19 protein-coding genes are annotated in these 19,714 nt (G+C 62.8%); 14 read left to right on the top strand and 5 right to left on the bottom strand.

What is annotated here, in order from left to right:
* Positions 1 to 380: 380 nt before the first annotated feature.
* Positions 381 to 1,634 carry a tyrosine--tRNA ligase gene (gene tyrS / locus NKI25_RS34425; protein WP_023674679.1) on the bottom strand — a complete coding sequence of 418 codons (1,254 nt, stop codon included), beginning with the start codon at positions 1,632 to 1,634 and terminating at the stop codon, positions 381 to 383.
* Between the two features lie 385 nt (positions 1,635 to 2,019).
* On the opposite strand from tyrS, the gene NKI25_RS34420 reads away from it, so the two are divergent.
* A complete protein-coding gene (locus NKI25_RS34420) occupies positions 2,020 to 2,748 on the top strand; it encodes a glycosyltransferase family 2 protein (RefSeq protein WP_031211231.1) in 729 nt (242 codons plus the stop codon).
* The gene (locus NKI25_RS34415; RefSeq protein ID WP_023674681.1) at positions 2,741 to 3,073 is read left to right on the top strand and encodes a lipid-A-disaccharide synthase N-terminal domain-containing protein; all 333 of its coding nucleotides are present in this window, start codon (positions 2,741 to 2,743) and stop codon (positions 3,071 to 3,073) included. Before NKI25_RS34420 ends, NKI25_RS34415 begins: the two co-directional genes overlap by 8 nt.
* Positions 3,074 to 3,114: 41 nt before the next feature.
* Here the strand turns inward: NKI25_RS34415 and NKI25_RS34410 are convergent, their stop codons facing one another.
* Both NKI25_RS34410 and NKI25_RS34405 read right to left on the bottom strand, forming a co-directional pair.
* Complete coding sequence (locus NKI25_RS34410; RefSeq protein ID WP_023674682.1) at positions 3,115 to 3,765, bottom strand: FMN-binding negative transcriptional regulator; 651 nt, start codon at positions 3,763 to 3,765, stop codon at positions 3,115 to 3,117.
* A 6-nt stretch (positions 3,766 to 3,771) separates the two neighbouring features.
* Positions 3,772 to 4,446, bottom strand: a complete 675-nt coding sequence (locus NKI25_RS34405; RefSeq protein WP_023674683.1) for an alpha/beta hydrolase — start codon at positions 4,444 to 4,446, stop codon at positions 3,772 to 3,774.
* A 290-nt stretch (positions 4,447 to 4,736) separates the two neighbouring features.
* On the opposite strand from NKI25_RS34405, the gene NKI25_RS34400 reads away from it, so the two are divergent.
* The 8 genes from NKI25_RS34400 (at position 4,737) to sufA (ending at position 12,391) form a co-directional block, all read left to right on the top strand.
* Positions 4,737 to 5,915: a cysteine desulfurase family protein gene (locus tag NKI25_RS34400; RefSeq protein ID WP_353000669.1), complete on the top strand. Its 1,179-nt coding sequence runs from the start codon at positions 4,737 to 4,739 to the stop codon at positions 5,913 to 5,915.
* 188 nt (positions 5,916 to 6,103) lie between these two features.
* On the top strand, positions 6,104 to 7,621 hold the full coding sequence (gene sufB / locus NKI25_RS34395; RefSeq protein ID WP_023674685.1) for a Fe-S cluster assembly protein SufB: 1,518 nt from the start codon (positions 6,104 to 6,106) through the stop codon (positions 7,619 to 7,621).
* Positions 7,618 to 8,034, top strand: coding sequence for a hypothetical protein (locus NKI25_RS34390; RefSeq protein ID WP_352590646.1), 417 nt, complete (start codon positions 7,618 to 7,620; stop codon positions 8,032 to 8,034). The genes sufB and NKI25_RS34390 overlap by 4 nt, the downstream gene beginning before the upstream one ends.
* On the top strand, positions 8,027 to 8,782 hold the full coding sequence (gene sufC, locus NKI25_RS34385) for a Fe-S cluster assembly ATPase SufC (RefSeq protein ID WP_352590649.1): 756 nt from the start codon (positions 8,027 to 8,029) through the stop codon (positions 8,780 to 8,782). Before NKI25_RS34390 ends, sufC begins: the two co-directional genes overlap by 8 nt.
* A 25-nt stretch (positions 8,783 to 8,807) precedes the next feature.
* Positions 8,808 to 10,079 carry a Fe-S cluster assembly protein SufD gene (gene sufD, locus NKI25_RS34380; protein WP_352590652.1) on the top strand — a complete coding sequence of 424 codons (1,272 nt, stop codon included), beginning with the start codon at positions 8,808 to 8,810 and terminating at the stop codon, positions 10,077 to 10,079.
* Between the two features lie 178 nt (positions 10,080 to 10,257).
* Positions 10,258 to 11,499 (top strand): cysteine desulfurase, encoded by a 1,242-nt coding sequence (locus tag NKI25_RS34375; RefSeq protein ID WP_353000667.1) that lies wholly within the window; start codon positions 10,258 to 10,260, stop codon positions 11,497 to 11,499.
* 5 nt (positions 11,500 to 11,504) lie between these two features.
* Positions 11,505 to 11,900, top strand: coding sequence for an SUF system Fe-S cluster assembly protein (locus tag NKI25_RS34370; RefSeq protein ID WP_352449378.1), 396 nt, complete (start codon positions 11,505 to 11,507; stop codon positions 11,898 to 11,900).
* Between the two features lie 110 nt (positions 11,901 to 12,010).
* Positions 12,011 to 12,391, top strand: a complete 381-nt coding sequence (gene sufA / locus NKI25_RS34365; protein ID WP_352590656.1) for a Fe-S cluster assembly scaffold SufA — start codon at positions 12,011 to 12,013, stop codon at positions 12,389 to 12,391.
* Positions 12,392 to 12,554: 163 nt separating this feature from the next.
* On the opposite strand, the gene NKI25_RS34360 is transcribed toward sufA, so the two are convergent.
* The gene (locus tag NKI25_RS34360; protein ID WP_353000664.1) at positions 12,555 to 13,052 is read right to left on the bottom strand and encodes a GFA family protein; all 498 of its coding nucleotides are present in this window, start codon (positions 13,050 to 13,052) and stop codon (positions 12,555 to 12,557) included.
* Positions 13,053 to 13,141: 89 nt separating this feature from the next.
* Between NKI25_RS34360 and NKI25_RS34355 the strand changes: the two genes are divergently transcribed.
* Positions 13,142 to 13,465 carry a TfoX/Sxy family protein gene (locus tag NKI25_RS34355; RefSeq protein WP_023717364.1) on the top strand — a complete coding sequence of 108 codons (324 nt, stop codon included), beginning with the start codon at positions 13,142 to 13,144 and terminating at the stop codon, positions 13,463 to 13,465.
* Between the two features lie 34 nt (positions 13,466 to 13,499).
* Here NKI25_RS34355 and NKI25_RS34350 read toward each other — a convergent pair whose 3' ends face one another.
* On the bottom strand, positions 13,500 to 14,423 hold the full coding sequence (locus NKI25_RS34350; protein WP_353000662.1) for a PfkB family carbohydrate kinase: 924 nt from the start codon (positions 14,421 to 14,423) through the stop codon (positions 13,500 to 13,502).
* A gap of 277 nt (positions 14,424 to 14,700) precedes the next feature.
* On the opposite strand from NKI25_RS34350, the gene recA reads away from it, so the two are divergent.
* The 3 genes from recA (at position 14,701) to NKI25_RS34335 (ending at position 19,583) form a co-directional block, all read left to right on the top strand.
* Positions 14,701 to 15,798 carry a recombinase RecA gene (gene recA / locus NKI25_RS34345; protein WP_023674696.1) on the top strand — a complete coding sequence of 366 codons (1,098 nt, stop codon included), beginning with the start codon at positions 14,701 to 14,703 and terminating at the stop codon, positions 15,796 to 15,798.
* Between the two features lie 259 nt (positions 15,799 to 16,057).
* Positions 16,058 to 18,724 (top strand): alanine--tRNA ligase, encoded by a 2,667-nt coding sequence (alaS, locus tag NKI25_RS34340; RefSeq protein WP_352700505.1) that lies wholly within the window; start codon positions 16,058 to 16,060, stop codon positions 18,722 to 18,724.
* A 64-nt stretch (positions 18,725 to 18,788) separates the two neighbouring features.
* On the top strand, positions 18,789 to 19,583 hold the full coding sequence (locus NKI25_RS34335; RefSeq protein ID WP_352590660.1) for a PhzF family phenazine biosynthesis protein: 795 nt from the start codon (positions 18,789 to 18,791) through the stop codon (positions 19,581 to 19,583).
* Positions 19,584 to 19,714 lie beyond the last annotated feature (131 nt).

Raw genomic sequence — 19,714 nt, 5'->3', positions numbered from 1 at the left:
AACCGAAATCTCCACCCCGCGGGTTCCTTCCCTGGAGGCTTCCGGACGCCGGCCTCGAGCCACGCCATCTCAGTAGACGGCCGGCATCCGAAACCCATCACAGATCGCGTCGATGCATGGGGGCGCCTGAACGTCCGCTTCTCACATTCCAAGCCGCCAAGCCGCAAGTCCGCTTCCGGCCCCGAACAAGACGTTCATCGAAGCGCCGCAGAACGTCCGCTATTTGCGCTACCTGCTCGTTCCGATCGATGAGACGAATGGCATCTCGGCCATTCTCGGGAGCTAGCTGATTAACCTCGGCGGTGATTCCGAACCGAAGGTCAGCGCCGCAAGATGAAACCGGTTTCGGAAAAGATCTAACAGGAAGTGCCGGGCCCTGGTCAGACCGGCCGCACCAGAACGTGTTTCTTCTTGCCGAGCGACAGTTTCGCGACGTTTTCCGGGCCAAGGTCCTGCAGCGTCACCATCCTGCGATCGTCGGAAACTGGCTGGTCGTTGAGGCGCACGGCGCCGCCCTGGATATGCCGCCGTGCCTCGCCGTTGGACCCAGCCAGCCCGGCGGTGACGAACAGCGACAATAGGCCGACGCCGGCTTCAAGGTCGGCCCTGCCCACCTCGACGGTTGGCAGTGTTTCGGCGAGCGCCCCTTCTTCGAACGTCTTACGCGCCGTTTCGCTGGCCTCCTCTGCCGCCTCGCGGCCATGCAGCATGGCGGTGATTTCGGTGGCGAGGATCTTCTTGGCTTCGTTGATCTCCGAGCCGCCGAGCCGTTCGAGGCGTGCGACCTCGGCGAGTGGCAGGGTCGTGTAGAGCTTCAGGAAACGGCCGACATCGGCATCCTCGGTGTTGCGCCAGTATTGCCAGAAGTCGTACGGGCTCAGCATCTCCGCATCGAGCCAGACCGCGCCCGAGGCCGACTTGCCCATCTTGGCGCCGGAGGAGGTGGTGAGCAGCGGCGTCGTCAGCGCATAAAGCTGCGCGCCTTCCATGCGATGGCCGAGATCGATGCCGTTGACGATGTTGCCCCACTGGTCGGAGCCGCCCATCTGCAGCCGGCAGCCGAGACGCTTGTAGAGCTCGACGAAGTCATAGGCCTGCAGGATCATGTAGTTGAATTCGAGGAACGACAGCGACTGCTCGCGGTCCAGCCGGAGCTTGACTGAATCGAAGGCCAGCATTCGGTTGACCGAAAAATGCCGGCCGACATCGCGCAGGAAATTGACGTAGTTGATGTCCATCAGCCAGTCGGCATTGTTGATCATGACGGCGTCGTTCGGGCCGCTGCCGAATTTGAGGTAGGGCGTGAAGTTGCGGCGGATGCCGGCGAGATTGTCCTCGATGTCCTGCGGCGTCAAAAGCTTGCGCGCCTCGTCCTTGAACGACGGATCGCCGATCATCGAGGTGCCGCCGCCCATCAGCGCGATTGGCCGGTGGCCGGTCTGCTGCAGCCAGTAAAGCATCATGATCTGGATCAGCGACCCGGCATGCAGGCTCCTGGCGGTGGCGTCGAAGCCGATATAGGCGCTCACCGTTTCCGTGGCGAAAAGCTGGTCGAGGCCGGCATCGTCCGAGGTCTGGTGGATGAAACCGCGCTCGCTCATCGTGCGCAGGAAATCGGATTTGAAGGCGGACATTTTCTTTCCCGAAAAGCTTCCGGCCGAACGCGGTTCGGCTATGCATGAAGGCGGGCGTTTAGCACTCAAGCGCGATCAGCAAAAGTGGAATCCGGTTTTGCGACACCCTCTTGCCTTCTCCCCTTGTGGGAGAAGGTGGATTGGCGCGCAGCGCCAAGACGGTTGAGGGGTGTTGGACGGAGTGCCGTCGTTGCCAAGCTGGAACACCCCTCATCCGACCGCGCTTCGCGCGGCCACCTTCTCCCACAAGGGGAGAAGGGAGAACCCCAAGCGTGCGGCCTGCTTGCGTCATCGTTTCGGCTGGCGTAATGAGTCGCCGCCAACGGGTCTCATCCGCTGGACCGCACGGCATCGATCGAATGCCATATCCTATGACAGAGTCGAGATGCCGGAGATATCCATCGTCATTCCTTGCCGGAACGAGGCGGCGAACCTGCCGCTTCTGCTCGACGAGATCGGCGCCGCGATGGCCGGGCGCGACTTCGAGGTCATCGTCGTCGACGATGGCTCGACCGACGACACGCCTTCGGTGCTTGCCGCACAAGCAGCGCTTCGCCGGTTTCCGCTGCGCCATCTCAGGCATCAGAAATCCGCTGGCCAGTCGCTCTCGGTGCGTTCGGGCGCCTGGGCGGCGCGCGGCGATATCGTCGCCACCATCGACGGCGACGGCCAGAACGACCCCGGTTATATCCCAGTGTTGATAGACGCGCTGCGGCAGGCTGGTCCCGATGTCGGGGCCGCGCAGGGACAGCGTCTGAAGCGCCGCGACAGCAAGATCAAGCAGCTGGCGTCGCGTTTCGCCAACGGGCTGAGAAAGGCCATCCTGCACGACGAGACGCGGGATACCGGCTGCGGCCTCAAGGCGATCCATACCGACATTTTGAGGAAATTGCCGTTCTTCGACGGCACCCACCGCTTTGTTCCGGCGCTGGTCATCCAGGAGGGCTACCGCGTCGTCCATTGCGACGTCGTCGATCGCTCCCGCCGTCACGGCAAATCGAATTACGGCATCTTCGATCGCGGCCTGCAGGGCGTGCTTGATCTTGCCGGCGTCTGGTGGCTGCGCCGCAGGCGCCGCAGAATGCCCAAAGTAGAGGAAATCAGGCATGGGTAACGTGCTTCAGGAATTGGCGACCTGGCTTCACGATGTTTTCGTCAAGCAATTCGATGCCTGGGTTCTGCTCGGCTTCGTCGCCCAGTTCTTCTTCACCATGCGCTTTCTGGTGCAGTGGGTGGCGTCGGAAAAGGCCAAGCGCAGCGTCGTGCCGATCGCCTTCTGGTTCTTTTCGCTGTTCGGCGGCGGCCTGCTGCTGATCTACGCCATCCAGCGTCAGGATCCGGTGTTCATCGCCGGCCAGGCCATGGGCCTGTTGATCTATATCCGCAATCTCTGGCTGATCGCCAACGAGCGCAAGGCGGCGATGACGAAGGTCGATTGAGCCCTCGACCGGCCTGAAACCGGTCGAGCAAGCAATCCAGATTACTGGCCGTCCAGCCCGCCGTAGGACCTTACCAGCCGGACCATATCGGCCGAATCGGCAGTCTCGCTCTCGAGCCCCTCGGCGACACCGACGCGGTCGGCGGCCGGGCGGTTCTGGCTGACTTTCCATTTGCCGCTGATTTCGGTGATTTCGATCTCTAGGCCGACGATGCCTTTGATCTGCGACTGGATGAAGGGTGCCGGCGCGTCGGTCACCGCCCACGGCGCCGAGCGGCTGCCCTCCTGCGACATCGTCAGATCGGAAATCTGCTCGGCCAGCCAATCCTGGTCTTCGATCACCGTGACGATGCCGCGCACCTGGACGATGGCGTAGTTCCAGGTCGGTACCACCTTGCCGGTTTCACGCTTGGTCTCGTACCAGGACGGCGTCACATAGGCATCGGCGCCCTGGAAGACGACCAGCACCCGCGCCAGGGGATTGTCGGCCAAAAGCCGCCATTGCGGATTGGCCTTGGCCAAATGGGCGCGGAGCCTGCCGTTCGGTGGCACATCCGCGTCTAGAAGAAAGGGAATCGCGTTGGCGACCGGCCCCTCGACGCCGTTCGACACCAGCAGGCCAAGCGGATGCGCCCGGATCAGCCCGTGCAGGACGTCCTGCCGTGTTTCCTGGAAGTGAGGCGGTTGGTACATCGCCGATTATCTCAGCCGCTTCGGCCGTGGGTCGGACAATTCCCCGGCCAGCCGGCGATCGAGGTAGTCGGCGCATTCCTCGATCAGAAGCTCCGCATGGTTGGCAAAGAAATGGTTGGCGCCGGGCAAGGTCTTCTGGGTGATGGTAATGCCCTTTTGCGTGTGCAGCTTGTCGACCAGCCCCTGCACGTCCTTGGGCGGCGCGACCTTGTCGGCGTCGCCGTGGATGATCAGGCCGGACGACGGGCATGGCGCCAGGAACGAGAAATCATAGGTATTGGGCTGCGGCGCGACCGAGATGAAGCCCTCGATCTCCGGCCGGCGCATCAGAAGCTGCATGCCGATCCACGAGCCGAACGAATAGCCGGCAACCCAGCAGCTCTTGGAATCCGGATGCAGCGACTGCACCCAGTCGAGCGCCGCGGCGGCGTCGGACAATTCGCCGGTGCCGTGGTCGAACTCGCCCTGGCTGCGGCCGATGCCGCGGAAATTGAAGCGCAGCGTGGTGAAATTGCGCTTCTGGAACATGTAGAAGAGGTCGTAGACGATCTTGTTGTTCATCGTCCCGCCGAACTGGGGGTGCGGGTGCAGGACGATGGCAATCGGCGCGCTCTTTTCCTTCGAGGGCTGATAGCGACCCTCCAGACGGCCGGCCGGACCGGTGAAAATGACCTCAGGCATGAAATACTCCACTTGGTATAAATTTGCGCGGCGCCCGGAACAACTCTTCCTCTGGCCCCAGTCTTCCTCTGGCCCCAGTCTTCCCTAGGCCCCAGTCTTCCCTAGGCCTTGACGCAGGGCGGGCGTCTTTCTAGAAGCTAGTTTAGAATTGTTCAAAACTGGGGGGCCAAAGACTGTGGCTCGGCCACCCACGCCGCAAGCCGCGTAAATAGGACGTCTTGCCTTGCAATTTCAAGGAAATAACGCGCTATCTTCGCGGAACGGCTTTTGAAGGGACCAGTTGGACGGAAATGGCCGGAGCACGCGCCTATCTCGACTACAATGCCAGCGCGCCGCTGCTTGCCTCGGCGCGCGCGGCGGTGGTCGCTGCGCTCGACGTCGCCGCCAACCCGTCCTCGGTCCATTCCGAGGGCCGCGCTGCACGGCGGCTGATCGAGGATGCCAGGCGCGACGTGGCGCGACTGGTCAGCGCCAAAGCCGAGCATGTCGTATTCACCTCCGGCGCGACGGAAGCGGCCTCGACGCTGCTGACGCCGGACTGGCAGATGGGGCGCGGTGCTGTCCGTATGAGCCGGCTCTATGTGTCCGAGGCCGATCATCCTTGCCTGCTGAACGGCGGGCGCTTCCCAGCGGCGCAGGTGACACGGATCGGCGTCGACGCCGACGGCGTCGTCAGGCTCGACGTTTTGGCCGAGGCTCTCGTCCAGCATGACAAGGTCGAAGGCTTGCCGCTGGTGGCCATCCACGCTGCCAACAATGAAACCGGCGTGATCCAGCCGGTCGGCCGCATTGCCGAAATCGTCAAGGCGGCGGGTGGCATCCTGGTTGTCGATGCCGTGCAGGCGGCCGGCCGCATTCCGCTCGATATGTCAGCGGGTTACGCAGACTATCTGATTCTCTCGTCGCACAAGATCGGCGGCTCAAAGGGCGTCGGCGCCATTGTCGCGGCGTCGGACCTGATGATGCCAAAGCCGCTGGTCAGCGGCGGTGGCCAGGAAAAAGGCCATCGCGGCGGCACCGAAAACCTGGCGGCGATTGCCGGGTTTGGCGCGGCGGCGCGCGAGGCGTCTGCCGGCTTGCAAACGATCGAAACGGTGCGGCAGCGTCGCGACGAAATCGAGGCGATCGTGAAAACGCTTGTTCCGGATGCCGAAATCTTCGGGATCGGCGCGCCAAGGCTTGCCAATACGACATTCTTCGCTATTGCCGGCATCAAGGCCGAGACGGCGCAGATTGCCTTCGACCTGGCCGGTGTGGCGCTGTCGGCGGGATCGGCCTGTTCGTCGGGCAAGGTCGGCCCGAGCCATGTGCTGAAAGCCATGGGTTATGGTGACGGCCTCGGCGCGTTGCGCGTGTCCGTCGGCCACGCGACCAGCGCTGAAGATATCGAGCTGTTCCGTTCGGCGCTGGCGACGATCGTCGCGCGCCAAGCCGGTAAGGAAAAGGCAAGCAGGGAACGAGCCGCCTGAGCGCGGCAGACGAAATGTAGGGCCTTGCGGCCTGGTAGAGCCGTGCGTTCGCATTTGGCCGGGTGAATTTCCGGCATGAACGCACTATATGAAACTTACGCCGCCTCCGGTGCCTGATGGGTGCTCGTTTGCGGTGCCATAGTTTGAAAACTGCCGGGCCTTGACCCCGGCGTGGATGGAGAACGCTGATGCCTGCTGTGCAGGAGACGATCGATCGAGTTCGAAAGATCGATGTCGACCAGTATAAATACGGATTCCAGACCGAAATCGCGATGGACAAGGCCCCCAAGGGCCTGAGCGAAGACATTATCCGCTTCATTTCGGCGAAGAAGGACGAGCCGTCCTGGATGCTGGAATGGCGCCTGGAAGCCTATCGCCGCTGGCTGACGCTGGACGAGCCGAAATGGGCGCGCGTCCACTATCCCAAAATCGATTTCCAGGACCTCCACTATTACGCCGCGCCCAAGAGCACGCCGGGGCCGACTTCGCTCAGCGAGGTCGATCCCGAACTGCTGAAGGTCTATGAGAAGCTCGGCATTCCGCTCAGGGAACAGGAAATCCTCGCCGGCGTGCAGAAGACCGATGCGTCGGAGCTCGAGGAAGCCAGCGACAACGTCTACAAGTCGGGCCGCGTCGCCGTCGATGCGGTGTTCGATTCCGTCTCCGTCGTCACCACTTTCAAGAAGGAACTGGCGCAGGCCGGCGTCATCTTCTGCTCGATCTCGGAAGCCATCCGCGAGCATCCGGAGCTGGTGAAGAAGTATCTCGGCTCGGTCGTGCCGACCTCCGACAATTTCTACGCGACGCTGAATTCGGCGGTGTTCACCGACGGTTCGTTCGTCTTCGTGCCCAAGGGCGTGCGCTGCCCGATGGAATTGTCGACCTATTTCCGCATGAACGAGAAGAACACCGGCCAGTTCGAGCGCACGCTGATCATCGCCGAGGAGGGGGCTTACGTCTCCTATCTCGAAGGCTGCACGGCGCCGCAACGCGACGAGAATCAGCTTCATGCCGCGGTGGTCGAGCTGATCGCGCTCGATGATGCCGAGATCAAATATTCGACGGTGCAGAACTGGTATCCCGGCGACGCCGAGGGCAAGGGCGGTATCTATAATTTCGTCACCAAGCGCGGCGACTGCCGCGGCCATCGCTCGAAGATTTCGTGGACGCAGGTCGAGACCGGCTCGGCGATCACCTGGAAATATCCGAGCTGTATCCTGCGCGGCGACGATTCCAGCGGCGAGTTCTATTCGATCGCCGTCTCGAACGGCTATCAGCAGGTCGACAGCGGCACCAAGATGATCCACCTCGGCAAGAACACGTCGAGCCGCATCATCTCCAAGGGCATCGCTGCCGGCTTCTCGCAGAACACCTATCGCGGCCAGGTCTCGGCGCACCGCAAGGCGACCAACGCCCGCAACTTCACCAATTGCGATTCCCTGCTGATCGGTGACCAGTGCGGCGCGCACACCGTGCCCTACATGGAAGCCAAGAACTCGACCGCTCAGTTCGAGCATGAGGCGACCACCTCGAAGATTTCCGAGGACCAGAAGTTCTACGTCATGCAGCGCGGCATCCCGGAAGAAGAGGCGATCGCGCTGATCGTCAACGGCTTCGTCAAGGACGTCATCCAGCAGCTGCCGATGGAATTCGCCGTCGAGGCGCAGAAGCTGATCGGCATCAGCCTCGAGGGGAGCGTGGGGTGAGTGACGATGAGGCAGAGAACGGTCCGCCGTTGGTCGCACGCGTTCACCAGTTTGACAGGCATTCTGGTGAGCTACCCGACAACTATCGGGCCGACCTCGATGAGCAGATTTGCGGAGAATTGGCAACGTCGCTCGGGAACTACCTTCGAAGCTTTGCTGCCGAAAGCAAAGTTGTCGTCAGTATCGAAGTCGAAGCCAACCGAATTAGCGCTGGGCGCGAAGACGGCACGGAGTTGATGATCACAGTCTACGGCCCTGAGATTTTTGAAATCACCAGGTGGCCGAATCCCGCCGACGCCGTCGAGGACGGAAGTATGCGATTTGACTTGGCACCTGAACTTGAAAGCGACGTCGCCGTTGCCCTAGCTCGGCGATATGTAGTTAACGGAACGATAGAGCAAGAGAATGCTTGAAATCAGAAACCTGCATGCCCGCATCGTCGATGACGGCACCGAGATCATCCGCGGCCTGAACCTGACGGTCAGGGCTGGCGAGGTCGCCGCCATCATGGGCCCGAACGGCTCGGGGAAATCGACGCTGTCCTATATCCTCGCCGGCCGCGAGGACTATGAGGTCACCGATGGCGACATCCTCTACAACGGCCAGTCGATCCTCGAAATGGATCCGGCCGAGCGCGCCACCGCCGGCATCTTTCTCGCCTTCCAGTATCCGATGGAGATACCGGGCGTGGCGACGATGGAATTTTTGAAGGTGGCGATGAACGAGCAGCGCAAGGCGCGCGGCCAGGAGCCGCTGAAAATCCCGGAATTCCTCAAGCGCGTGAAGGAAGCGGCCGCCTCGCTCAACATGGACATGGCGATGCTGAAGCGGCCGCTCAATGTCGGCTTTTCCGGCGGCGAGAAGAAGCGTGCCGAGATCCTGCAGATGAAGCTGCTGGAACCAAAGCTCTGCGTGCTCGACGAGACCGATTCCGGTCTCGATATCGACGCGCTGAAGATCGTCGCGGACGGCGTCAACACGCTGCGCTCGCCGGACCGCGCCATCGTCGTCATCACCCACTACCAGCGCCTGCTCCAATACATCGTGCCGGATACGGTGCACGTGCTCTACAGGGGTCAGGTGATCAAGTCGGGCGACAAGTCGCTGGCGCTCGACCTCGAGGCCAATGGCTATGCCGGCGTGATCGGGCAAGCCGCGTGAGATGCCGGAAGGCAGGACGAAACTGATGAATATGCACACGACAACACCCCAGCGGACATTAGCCGAAACGGCGCTGATCGACGCCTTTGGCGAGCGGCTGTCGCTGCTGCCCGGTGACGGCGCGGTGATGCTGAAGCGCGACGACGCCATCGAGGCGATCAAGGGCGGCCTGCCGACGCGGCGCATCGAATCCTGGCACTATACGGACCTGCGCCGGCTGCTGACCTCGGTGCCGGACTTCGATCCGGCAGCGGTTGCGAAAGCCATTGCGCCGATCGTCGAAGGCTCCTCGGTTTTGCCGGTGCTGAACGGCGTTTCGAGCGCGAAATGGGCTGCTGTCGAGGGCGTCACGGTACAGCGCCTGTCGGAGAAGCTGACCGACGGCAGCATCGCCCCGGGGCTGGATTCCTATGGCAGCGACGACGCCATCGGCGCGCTCAACACCGCCTTTGTCGCCGACGGCTATTTCGTCGACATCGCCGACGGGGCCCAAATGGACAAGCCGCTCGAATTGCAGAATTTGCAGGCCGGTGGACAGACGCATGTACGCCTGGCCGTCCGCGTCGGTGCCGGTGCCAACGCTGTCATCGTCGAACGCCAGGCAGGCGAGGAGGCGGCGCTGGTCAGTTCGGTCAGCCAGCTTGTGCTTGGCGAGGGCGCCGAGGTGACATGGCTCATCGTGCAGGAGCAGCCGGATACGGCGACGCACCTTGCCCAGTTCAAGGCGCATCTCGGCAAGAGTTCGAAGCTGACGCTGTTCGTCATGAATGCCGGCGGCAAGCTGGTGCGCCAGGAGGTCGTTGTGAAGACGACCGGCGAGGGCGCCGAATTCACCCTGCGCGGCATCAATCTGCTCGCCGGCGACACCCATACCGACGTCACCATGGTGCTCGACCACGCCGTGCCGCATACGGCCTCGACTGAAGTCATCCGCAATGTGGTGACCGGCAAGGCGCGCGGCGTCTTCCAGGGCCGCATCAACGTCCATCAATATGCGCAGAAGACCAACGCCAAGATGGCCTGCAACACGCTGCTTCTGTCGGACGACGGCGAGTTCTCGACCAAGCCGGAACTCGAAATCTTCGCCGACGACGTCGTCTGCGGCCATGGGGCGACCGTCACCGAGATCGACCACAGCCATCTGTTTTACCTGATGGCGCGCGGCGTCGACGAGAAGACCGCGCGCGGCTTGCTGGTCAAGGCCTTCGTCGCCGAGGTAATCGAGGAACTGGACGACGAGGCAATCGTCGAGGCGCTCGAAGCACGGCTCGACGATTGGTTTTTGACGCACGGGTAGAGGTGACTGAGGGGTTGGTGCCAACACCCCTCATCCGTCGCCTTCGGCGCCACCTTCTCCCACAAGGGGAGAAGGAGAGGCGCTCTTCCTTCTCCCCTTGTGGGAGAAGGTGGCCGAGCGAAGCTCGGTCGGATGAGGGGTGCTGGACGGAATGAGGCGGTGCCTCGAGAGAGTTGTGATGGACCAGAAAGTCGAAAACATCCCCTACGACGTCGAGGCGATCCGCCGCGACTTCCCGATCCTGTCGCGGCAAGTCTACGGCAAACCGCTGGTCTATCTCGACAATGGCGCCTCGGCGCAGAAGCCACAGGCCGTGCTCGACGCTATCCAGCACGCCTATTCCCAGGAATACGCCAACGTCCATCGCGGCCTGCATTTCCTGTCGAATGCCGCGACCGACGCCTATGAGAAGGCGCGCGAGACGGTGCGCCGTTTCCTCAATGCGCCGAGCACCGACAACATCGTCTTCACCTCGAACACCACGGCGGCGATCAACACGGTCGCCTATGGTTTCGGCATGCCGAACATCGGCGAAGGCGACGAGATCGTGCTCTCGATCATGGAGCATCATTCCAACATCGTGCCGTGGCATTTCATCCGCGAGCGGCAGGGCGCCAAGCTGGTCTGGGTACCGGTCGACGATCTCGGCGTCTTCCATATCGAGGAATTCGAGAAGCGGCTGACCGACCGGACAAAACTGGTCGCCATAACCCACATGTCGAATGCGCTGGGCACGGTGACGCCGATCAAGGAAATCGTGCGCATCGCGCATGCGCGCGGCATCCCGGTGCTGGTCGACGGCAGCCAGAGCGCCGTGCATATGCCGATCGACGTGCAGGACCTCGACTGCGATTTCTTCGTCTTCACCGGCCACAAGGTCTATGGCCCGTCGGGCATCGGCGTGCTCTACGGCAAGAAGGATATTCTGGAGCGCATGCGCCCGTTCATGGGCGGCGGCGAGATGATCGAGGAGGTGACGCAAGACATCGTCACCTACAACGATCCGCCGCACCGTTTCGAGGCCGGCACGCCGCCGATCGTCCAGGCGATCGGGCTTGGTGCGGCGCTGGAATATATGGAAAAGATCGGCCGCGAACGCATCGCCGCGCATGAGGCCGATCTGAAGGATTATGCGCATCAAGAACTGCGCGCCATCAACTCGCTGCGCATCTTCGGCGATGCGCCCGGCAAGGGCGCCATCATCTCGTTCGAGCTGCAGGGCATCCATGCCCATGACGTCTCGATGGTCATTGACCGGCAGGGAGTGGCGGTGCGCGCCGGCACCCATTGCGCCCAGCCGCTGTTGAAACGCTTCGGCGTAACATCCACATGCAGGGCGTCGTTCGGCATGTATAATACCAGGGCCGAAGTCGATGCTTTGGCCGATGCGCTGGAAAAAGCGCGCAAGTTCTTCGGGTGACGATCATGGATGATGCCAGCCACACCGCCGAAAGCACGGCACTGGAAACGGCCACCAATGCGGTGGTCTCCGGATCGGCCATTCCGGCCGAAGAATTGGCGCGGCTGACCGACGACATCGTCTCGGCGCTGAAAACGGTCTACGACCCGGAAATCCCGGCCGACATCTACGAGCTCGGCCTCGTCTACAAGATCGACATCGAGGACGACCGCTCGGTCAAGATCGACATGACGCTGACCGCGCCTGGCTGCCCGGTGGCCGGCGAAATGCCCGGTTGGGTGGAGAATGCCGTCGGCGCCGTCGAAGGCGTTTCCGGCGTCGAGGTCAACATGACCTTCGACCCACCCTGGTCGCCCGACCGAATGTCGGAAGAGGCGCAGGTGGCGGTTGGGTGGTACTAGCATCCGACCAGCCAGAGGCTGGCGCACTTGCGCCGGGTACAAAACTTCACCATTTTAGGTGAGGAATCATTCGGCAGGCCTTGAACCTGCGCGCAATGGAGAAGGAAAACATGGGACGCTTCGCCGTCATCACGATGACCGAAAAGGCCGCCGACCGGGTGCGCGAGATCGTTGCGACCCGTGAGAATGCGCATGGCATTCGCCTTGGCATCAAGAAGGGCGGTTGCGCGGGCATGGAATATACGGTCGACCTGGTGACCGAGCCCAACACCAAGGACGACCATATCGAGCGCGATGGCGCCCACGTCTATGTCGCGCCGGAGGCGGCCCTTTTCCTGTTCGGCACCGAGATGGATTTCGAGCAGACGGCGCTGCGCACCGGATTCACCTTCCGCAATCCGAACCAGAGCTCGGCCTGCGGCTGCGGCGAATCGGTCGAATTGAAGCCGGCTGATCTGAAGGCACTGGCCGAAGCACGCGCTTCGGCCTGAGAATTTTCTTTTCCTTAGTAGGATTTCGCGAGACCCCCTCATCCGGCCGCTTCGCGGCCACCTTCTCCCCGAGGGGAGAAGAGGTCGCGAACGGTTGAGCCAGTCTCTTCTCCCCAGCGGGGAGAAGGTGGCCCGAAGGGCCGGATGAGGGGGACTGCCGAAGCTAATCCACCCACATCCCCGTTCGCTTGTGCCAGTCTGCGATCGACTCCTCCGGGTAGACGTCGAACACCTTGTCACCCTTGCCGATGTCGGGCTCGACCCAGTTCGCCTTGTATTTCAGCATCAGATGCACCTTCTCCGGCGGTTTCGGCAGGTCTGTGTCGATCGCCGAGGCAAACGGATGCACCAGCTCCGGCCAGGTTGGGTCGTAGAGCCAGAGTGCCGTCCCGCATTTCGTGCAGAAGTTCCGCTCGCCCGTCGAGATCTCGCGTTGCGGGTGCTCGTCGTCCTCGATCTCGGCGCGGAAGACGCCGAGATGGCGCTTGCCCCGGATTTTCAGCGTCTCGTAATCGGCGCCGAGATTGATGGCAAAACCGCCGCCGCCCTGCTGCTTGCGGCAGATCGAGCAGTAGCACAGCATGAACGGCACCGGCGTGTGGCTTTCCACCTCGAAACGCACGGCATTGCACCGGCAGGACCCTTTGAGCAGAAGCGGCATGAGAAACTCCGACGAAAGTGATTTGAACTTGTCAGGATGGTGCCGGTTGCGTCGATGACAAGGGGAAATCCGGGTGACATGATCGCCGCATGGACAACGAGCGCATAGAAGAGCTTTTCGAAGGCCTCGGCCCGGTCAGCATCCGCAAGCTGTTCGGCGGCAAGGGCATCTATTTCGACGGCGTCATCGTCGCCATCGTCATCCGTGGCGAATTGATGCTGAAGGCCGACGCGGAAAGCGCCCCGGATTTCGAAGCGGCCGGCTGCCGGCAATGGACTTATACCGGCTCGCGCCACGGCAAGCTCGTGTCGATGCCCTATTGGAGCGTTCCCGACAGCGCATTCGACGATCCCGACGAGATGGCGATCTGGGCGCGCCGGGCCTACGAGGCAGGACGGCGCGCCGGAAAATAGGCTGCGTCATGCTTCGGCAATTCCGGGCCGCACTTCATGCCAGGTCCCGCGCTTCGGGCACGAGCGCCAGCGCCTCGGCAAAGCTGGCGCTGGTGAAGGCGGCGCGCTCGACGGCGAGCATCGCGGCGGCAACGCCTTCCCGCAGTGCCGCGCGTAGCGTCAGGCCGCGCAGCAGGGCAGCGATCGTTGCGCCTGCCAATGCGTCGCCGGCGCCGGCAGCATCGGTCCGCTTTTGTAGCGGCCGTGGCGAGATCGAGAACGCGCTCAATTCGTCGAAACCGAGCACTGGTTCGTCGCCGGCGGTGATCACGCCGCTTTTCAGCCCGGCGCGTCTCAGGCCGTCGACGATGCCTTGATCGATTTGGACGCCGGCGAGCACGCCGGCCTCGTGCCGGTTCATGAAGGCCATCGCCAGACGGTCGAGCACCGGCGTCAGCCGCGCCGCTTTGTTGGGCGAGACCGCAAGCGCAAACACCGGCTTGCCGGCGGCGAGTGCCGCCAGCCGCTCCAGCGCGGTCGACGGCAGGTTGGCGTCGCACAGCACCGCGTCGGCCGAACCGATCGCTTCCCGCACCTTGGCGCGGCGGATCTGCTTGGGAAGCGCCAGCTCGTAGAGCACCATGTCGGCAAGGCCGGCGATCAGCCCGCCGTCGCTATCGATCAGCATCGTATGGCTTGGCGTTGCTCGGTCGAGGAACACCGCCGACAGGTCGGCAATGCCGGCCTCGGTGACGGCGCGTAAAACCGTGTCGCCAAGGGCATCGCCGCCGCGCACCGAAAGCAGCGAGGCCGAGGCGCCGCGTCGCACCGCACAGCGCAAGGCGTTGAAGACGGCACCGCCGACATGCTCGCGCATCGTGCCGGGGTTGGAAGCGGCCGGCACGAAGGCGCCGGCAACCCGGCCGCGCCGCTCGATATAGGCGCCGCCCACGGCCAGGATCGTCGGGGATTTGATCATGCCGTCAAAATGCCCTTTAGCTGTTGCCCGGGGGAGACTAGGTCGCCGGGCGGAACCCTGCAATCGCGGGTCCGATTCGGTTGGTGACGGCAACGGCGCCGCATGCGAGGCGAGACACATCGGAAGCAATAATTGCGAAACAAAAATAGAACAAATAGGGATATGCGTTATTTTTCAAACCCTTGGTGCTCATTGACAAATGAGAACAAATGAGGTACATTCTTTTAAGGATTGCGGGATTGTCCGGCCTCCATTGACGACCACGGGGTGATGTATCATGGCTCAGAATTCTTTGCGGCTTGTAGAGGACAAAGCGGTGGACAAATCAAAGGCTCTGGATGCGGCGCTGTCGCAAATCGAGCGTGCCTTCGGCAAGGGCTCGATCATGCGGCTCGGCGCGAACGAGCAGGTCGTCGAGATCGAAACGGTGCCGACCGGCTCGCTTGGGCTGGACATCGCGCTTGGCGTCGGCGGCCTGCCGCGCGGCCGCATCGTCGAGATCTACGGGCCGGAAAGCTCGGGCAAGACGACGCTGGCGCTGCACACGGTGGCCGAAGCCCAGAAGAAGGGCGGCATCTGCGCCTTCGTCGATGCCGAGCACGCGCTCGACCCGGTCTATGCCCGCAAGCTCGGCGTCGATCTCGAAAACCTTTTGATCTCGCAGCCCGATACCGGCGAGCAGGCGCTGGAGATCTGCGACACGCTGGTGCGCTCCGGCGCCATCGACGTGCTGGTGGTCGATTCGGTGGCGGCGTTGACGCCGCGGGCCGAAATCGAAGGCGAGATGGGCGATTCGCTGCCCGGCCTGCAGGCCCGCCTGATGAGCCAGGCACTGCGCAAGCTCACCGCCTCGATCTCGCGCTCCAACACCATGGTCATCTTCATCAACCAGATCCGCATGAAGATCGGCGTCATGTTCGGTTCGCCCGAGACGACGACCGGCGGCAATGCGTTGAAATTCTATGCCTCGGTCCGCCTCGACATCCGCCGCATCGGCTCGGTCAAGGATCGCGACGAGGTCGTCGGCAACCAGACCCGCGTCAAGGTCGTCAAGAACAAGCTGGCGCCGCCCTTCAAGGTGGTCGAGTTCGACATCATGTATGGCGAGGGCGTCTCCAAGACCGGCGAGCTGGTCGATCTCGGCGTCAAGGCGGGCGTGGTCGAAAAGTCGGGCGCCTGGTTCTCCTACAATTCGCAGCGTCTTGGCCAGGGCCGCGAAAACGCAAAACTGTTCCTGCGCGACAATCCCGACACGGCGCGCGAGATCGAGCTGGCGCTACGGCAGAATGCCGGGCTGATCGCTGAGAAATTCCTTGAGAACGGCGGCTCCGAAAGCAGCGACGACGGTTTCGAGGACGACGCCGGGGTGATGTAGGGCAGGCGACGCCTCGCTGAGCCTCAGCCAGGTTTCGATTTGATGTTTTGATTTTGAGTTTGCGTAATCGATGCGTTTCGAACCGCCGGCCCAGGGCCGGCGGTTCGCGTTTGACGGCGAGGCAGACGCATTTCAAGGCGCTGGCGAAAGCCGGGATTTGAGCCCATTTGGTGTTTCTGGACAGGCTGCGGTGCGACCGCTAAAAGGCCATGTCTATTTTCCGCCGGCAGCCGGCGGTTCTCTCGAAAAGGCAGTATTCATGAGTGGCGTCAACGAGATCCGGTCGGCATTTCTCGACTATTTTCGCAAGGAAGGTCACGAGGTCGTCGCGTCAAGCCCGCTGGTGCCGCGCAACGACCCGACGCTGATGTTCACCAATGCCGGCATGGTGCAGTTCAAGAACGTTTTCACCGGTCTGGAGAAGCGGCCGTATTCGCGCGCCACGACTGCCCAGAAGAGTGTTCGCGCCGGCGGCAAGCACAACGACCTCGACAATGTCGGCTACACCGCGCGCCACCTGACCTTCTTCGAGATGCTCGGCAATTTCTCCTTCGGCGACTATTTCAAGGAGCGGGCCATAGAGCTTGCCTGGAACCTGATCACCAGGGAGTTCGGGCTGAAGAAGGACAAGCTGCTGGTCACCGTCTACCACACCGACGACGAGGCGGCCTCGTACTGGAAGAAGATCGCCGGCCTTTCGGACGATCGCATCATCCGCATCGCGACTTCGGACAATTTCTGGGCAATGGGCGACACTGGACCTTGCGGGCCGTGTTCGGAGATATTCATCGACCGTGGCGAGCATATCTGGGGCGGCCCTCCCGGCAGCCCCGAGGAGGATGGCGACCGTTTCCTTGAATTCTGGAACCTGGTGTTCATGCAGTACGAACAGGTGACGAAGGAGGAGCGCGTCGACCTGCCGCGTCCGTCGATCGACACAGGCATGGGCCTCGAGCGCATGGCATCCATCCTGCAAGGGGTTGAAAGCGTCTTCGAAACCGACCTGTTCCGCCACCTGATCGACGCTGCGTCGTCGGCGCTTGGCAAAGGTCCGGATGCGGACGCCGTCGCATCGTTGCGCGTCATCGCCGATCACCTGCGTTCGTCCTGCTTCCTGGTCGCCGACGGCGTGCTGCCGTCCAACGAAGGACGCGGCTACGTGCTTCGTCGCATCATGCGCCGCGCTATGCGCCACGCGCAGTTGCTCGGCGCCCGCGATCCGCTGATGTGGCGCCTGGTGCCGGCACTGGTCCGCGAGATGGGCCAAGCCTACCCGGAACTGGTGCGCGGCGAACAGATGATCACCGAAACGCTGAAGCTGGAAGAGACGCGCTTCCGCAAGACGCTGGTGCGCGGCTTGGGCTTGCTTTCGGAGGCGACGGAAAAGCTGGCCTCCGGCGACATGCTGGATGGCGAGACAGCGTTCAAGCTCTACGACACCTATGGCTTTCCGCTCGATCTGACGCAGGACGCGCTGCGCCAGCGCAACATCTCGGTCAACCTTGCCGGCTTCACCGAGGCGATGGAGCGGCAGAAAGCGGAGGCGCGCAAAAGCTGGGCCGGCTCCGGCGACGTGGCGACCGAGACGGTATGGTTTCCGGTGCGCGAGAACGCCGGCGCCACCGAGTTCCTCGGCTATGAGACCGAGCAGGCGGAAGGCCTCATCCAAGCGCTGGTCAGGGGCGGCAAGACCGTCGACAGCGCCGGCAAAGGTGACGCCGTTGCCGTGGTTGTCAACCAGACGCCGTTCTATGGCGAGTCCGGTGGCCAGATGGGCGACACCGGCGTCATTTCGGGCGACGGGTTCTCGATCGAAATATCCGATACCCAGAAGAAGGCCGATGGGCTTTTCGTCCATCTCGGCAAGGTGGCTAACGGCACGGTCAAGACGGGCGCGACCGTCGAGCTGAAGGTGGACCACGCGCGTCGCTCCAGGCTGCGCGCGAACCATTCCGCCACGCATCTGATCCATGAGGCGCTGCGCGAGGTGCTGGGTACCCATGTGGCGCAGAAGGGCTCGCTGGTCGCGCCCGAGCGTCTGCGCTTCGACATTTCGCACAACAAGCCGATCTCGCCTGACGAGCTCGAAGAGGTCGAGCGCATGGCAAACGAGATCGTCGTTCAGAACGGCCCTGTAACCACACGCCTGATGTCTGTCGACGACGCCATTGCCGAAGGCGCCATGGCGCTGTTTGGCGAGAAATATGGCGATGAAGTGCGCGTCGTTTCGATGGGCACGGGCTTGCATGGCGCCAAGGCCAACCGGCCTTATTCGGTCGAGCTATGCGGCGGCACGCATGTCAGGGCGACCGGCGATATCGGCCTGGTGCGCATCGTGTCCGACAGCGCGGTCGCTGCCGGCGTGCGCCGCATCGAGGCGTTGACCGGCGAGGCGGCCAGAAAGCATCTCGACGAACAGGACAAGCGGTTGAAGGCGGCCGCCGCCGCGTTGAAGATTTCGCCGGCCGATGTGCCGGCCCGCGTCGAGGCGCTGCTGGACGAACGCAAGAAGCTCGAAAAGGAGCTGATCGAGGCGCGCAAGAAGCTGGCGCTGGGCGATCGCTCGCCAGCCGGTGTGCCTGCGGAAAACGAAACCATTGCCGGTGTCGGTTTTCTCGGCAAGGCGGTATCGGGCGTCTCGCCAAAGGATCTTAAGCCGTTGGCCGATGCCGGCAAGAAGTCGCTCGGCTCCGGCATCGTCGTCTTTGTCGGCGCCGGCGAGGACAACAAGGCGAGCGTCGTCGTCGCCGTCACCGATGATCTGACCGGCCGCTTCAACGCCATCGATCTGGTGCGCGTCGCGTCCGCGGCATTGGGCGGGCAGGGCGGCGGCGGGCGACCCGATATGGCTCAGGCCGGCGGCCCGGACGGCTCGAAGGCCGAAGACGCGATCGCTGCGGTGAAGGCGGCTCTCGAAGCGGCGTGAACCTGCACCGGGGGCGGCACGGCCGAAATGGCGCGCCGCCCAGCGGATATCTTTGAGGGCCGATATGCCGACGCTGACGATGTATCAGGTCGATGCCTTTGCCGAACGGGCCTTCCAGGGTAACCCTGCCGCCGTTCTCCTTTTAGAGGAATGGCTGTCGGAGCAGGTAATGCAGGCCATCGCCAACGAAAACAATCTTGCTGAAACCGCGTTTGTGCGGCCGAATGGCAAAGGTTGGGATTTGCGCTGGTTCACGCCGGTCCATGAAGTCGACTTCTGCGGCCACGCCACTCTTGCGGCCGCCCATGTGCTGGCTACGGAATACAATGGTCAGGGCGAAATGGCCTTCGCCACCCGGGTCGGCGAGCTGCGGGTTTCCCGGTGGGGAGGGGCCTATCAGCTTGATCTGCCGTGTTTTCCGCCGCAGCCCATCGAGGAAGAGCTGAACTCGGCGCTGCAAGCGATATTGCCTCAGCGGCCGGTTGCGAGCTTCCGCAATTTCGAGAACCTGTTTGTCGAGCTTGCCGACGAGACAACCGTGCGATCTTTCGTTCCCGATCTGCTCAGGATCGGACGTTTTCATCCTCTCGGCCTGGTTATTACCGCGCCTGGGCGAGCCCACGATTTCGTCTCCCGTTACTTTGTGCCCGGGGCGGGCATTCCCGAGGATCCGGTTACCGGCTCCATTCATGCGACGCTGGTACCTTACTGGGCTGAAAAACTCGGCAAGACGCATCTGTCGGCATTCCAATGCTCGCAGCGCGGCGGGCATTTGCTATGCGAACTGGCCGGAGATCGCGTGCTGATCACAGGCCGTGCGAAGACCTTCATGAAGGCGGAGATCTACCTTCCCGATTGAGCGGCTTGCGAGGCAGAGAAGGCAAGGATCTGGGAGAATTGTCGCCAGCCTCGGCGGGGGCCCCCCCCCCCCCAACCCCGCCCCCCAAGGGGGGGGGGGGGGCCCCCCCCGCCGGAAAATTTTTAAACAAA

This window comes from Mesorhizobium sp. M0808, assembly GCF_040320025.1.
Classification (GTDB): domain Bacteria; phylum Pseudomonadota; class Alphaproteobacteria; order Rhizobiales; family Rhizobiaceae; genus Mesorhizobium.
Note: the sequence above shows the minus strand (reverse complement) of the source record. Positions and strands in the feature narration are given on the sequence as shown.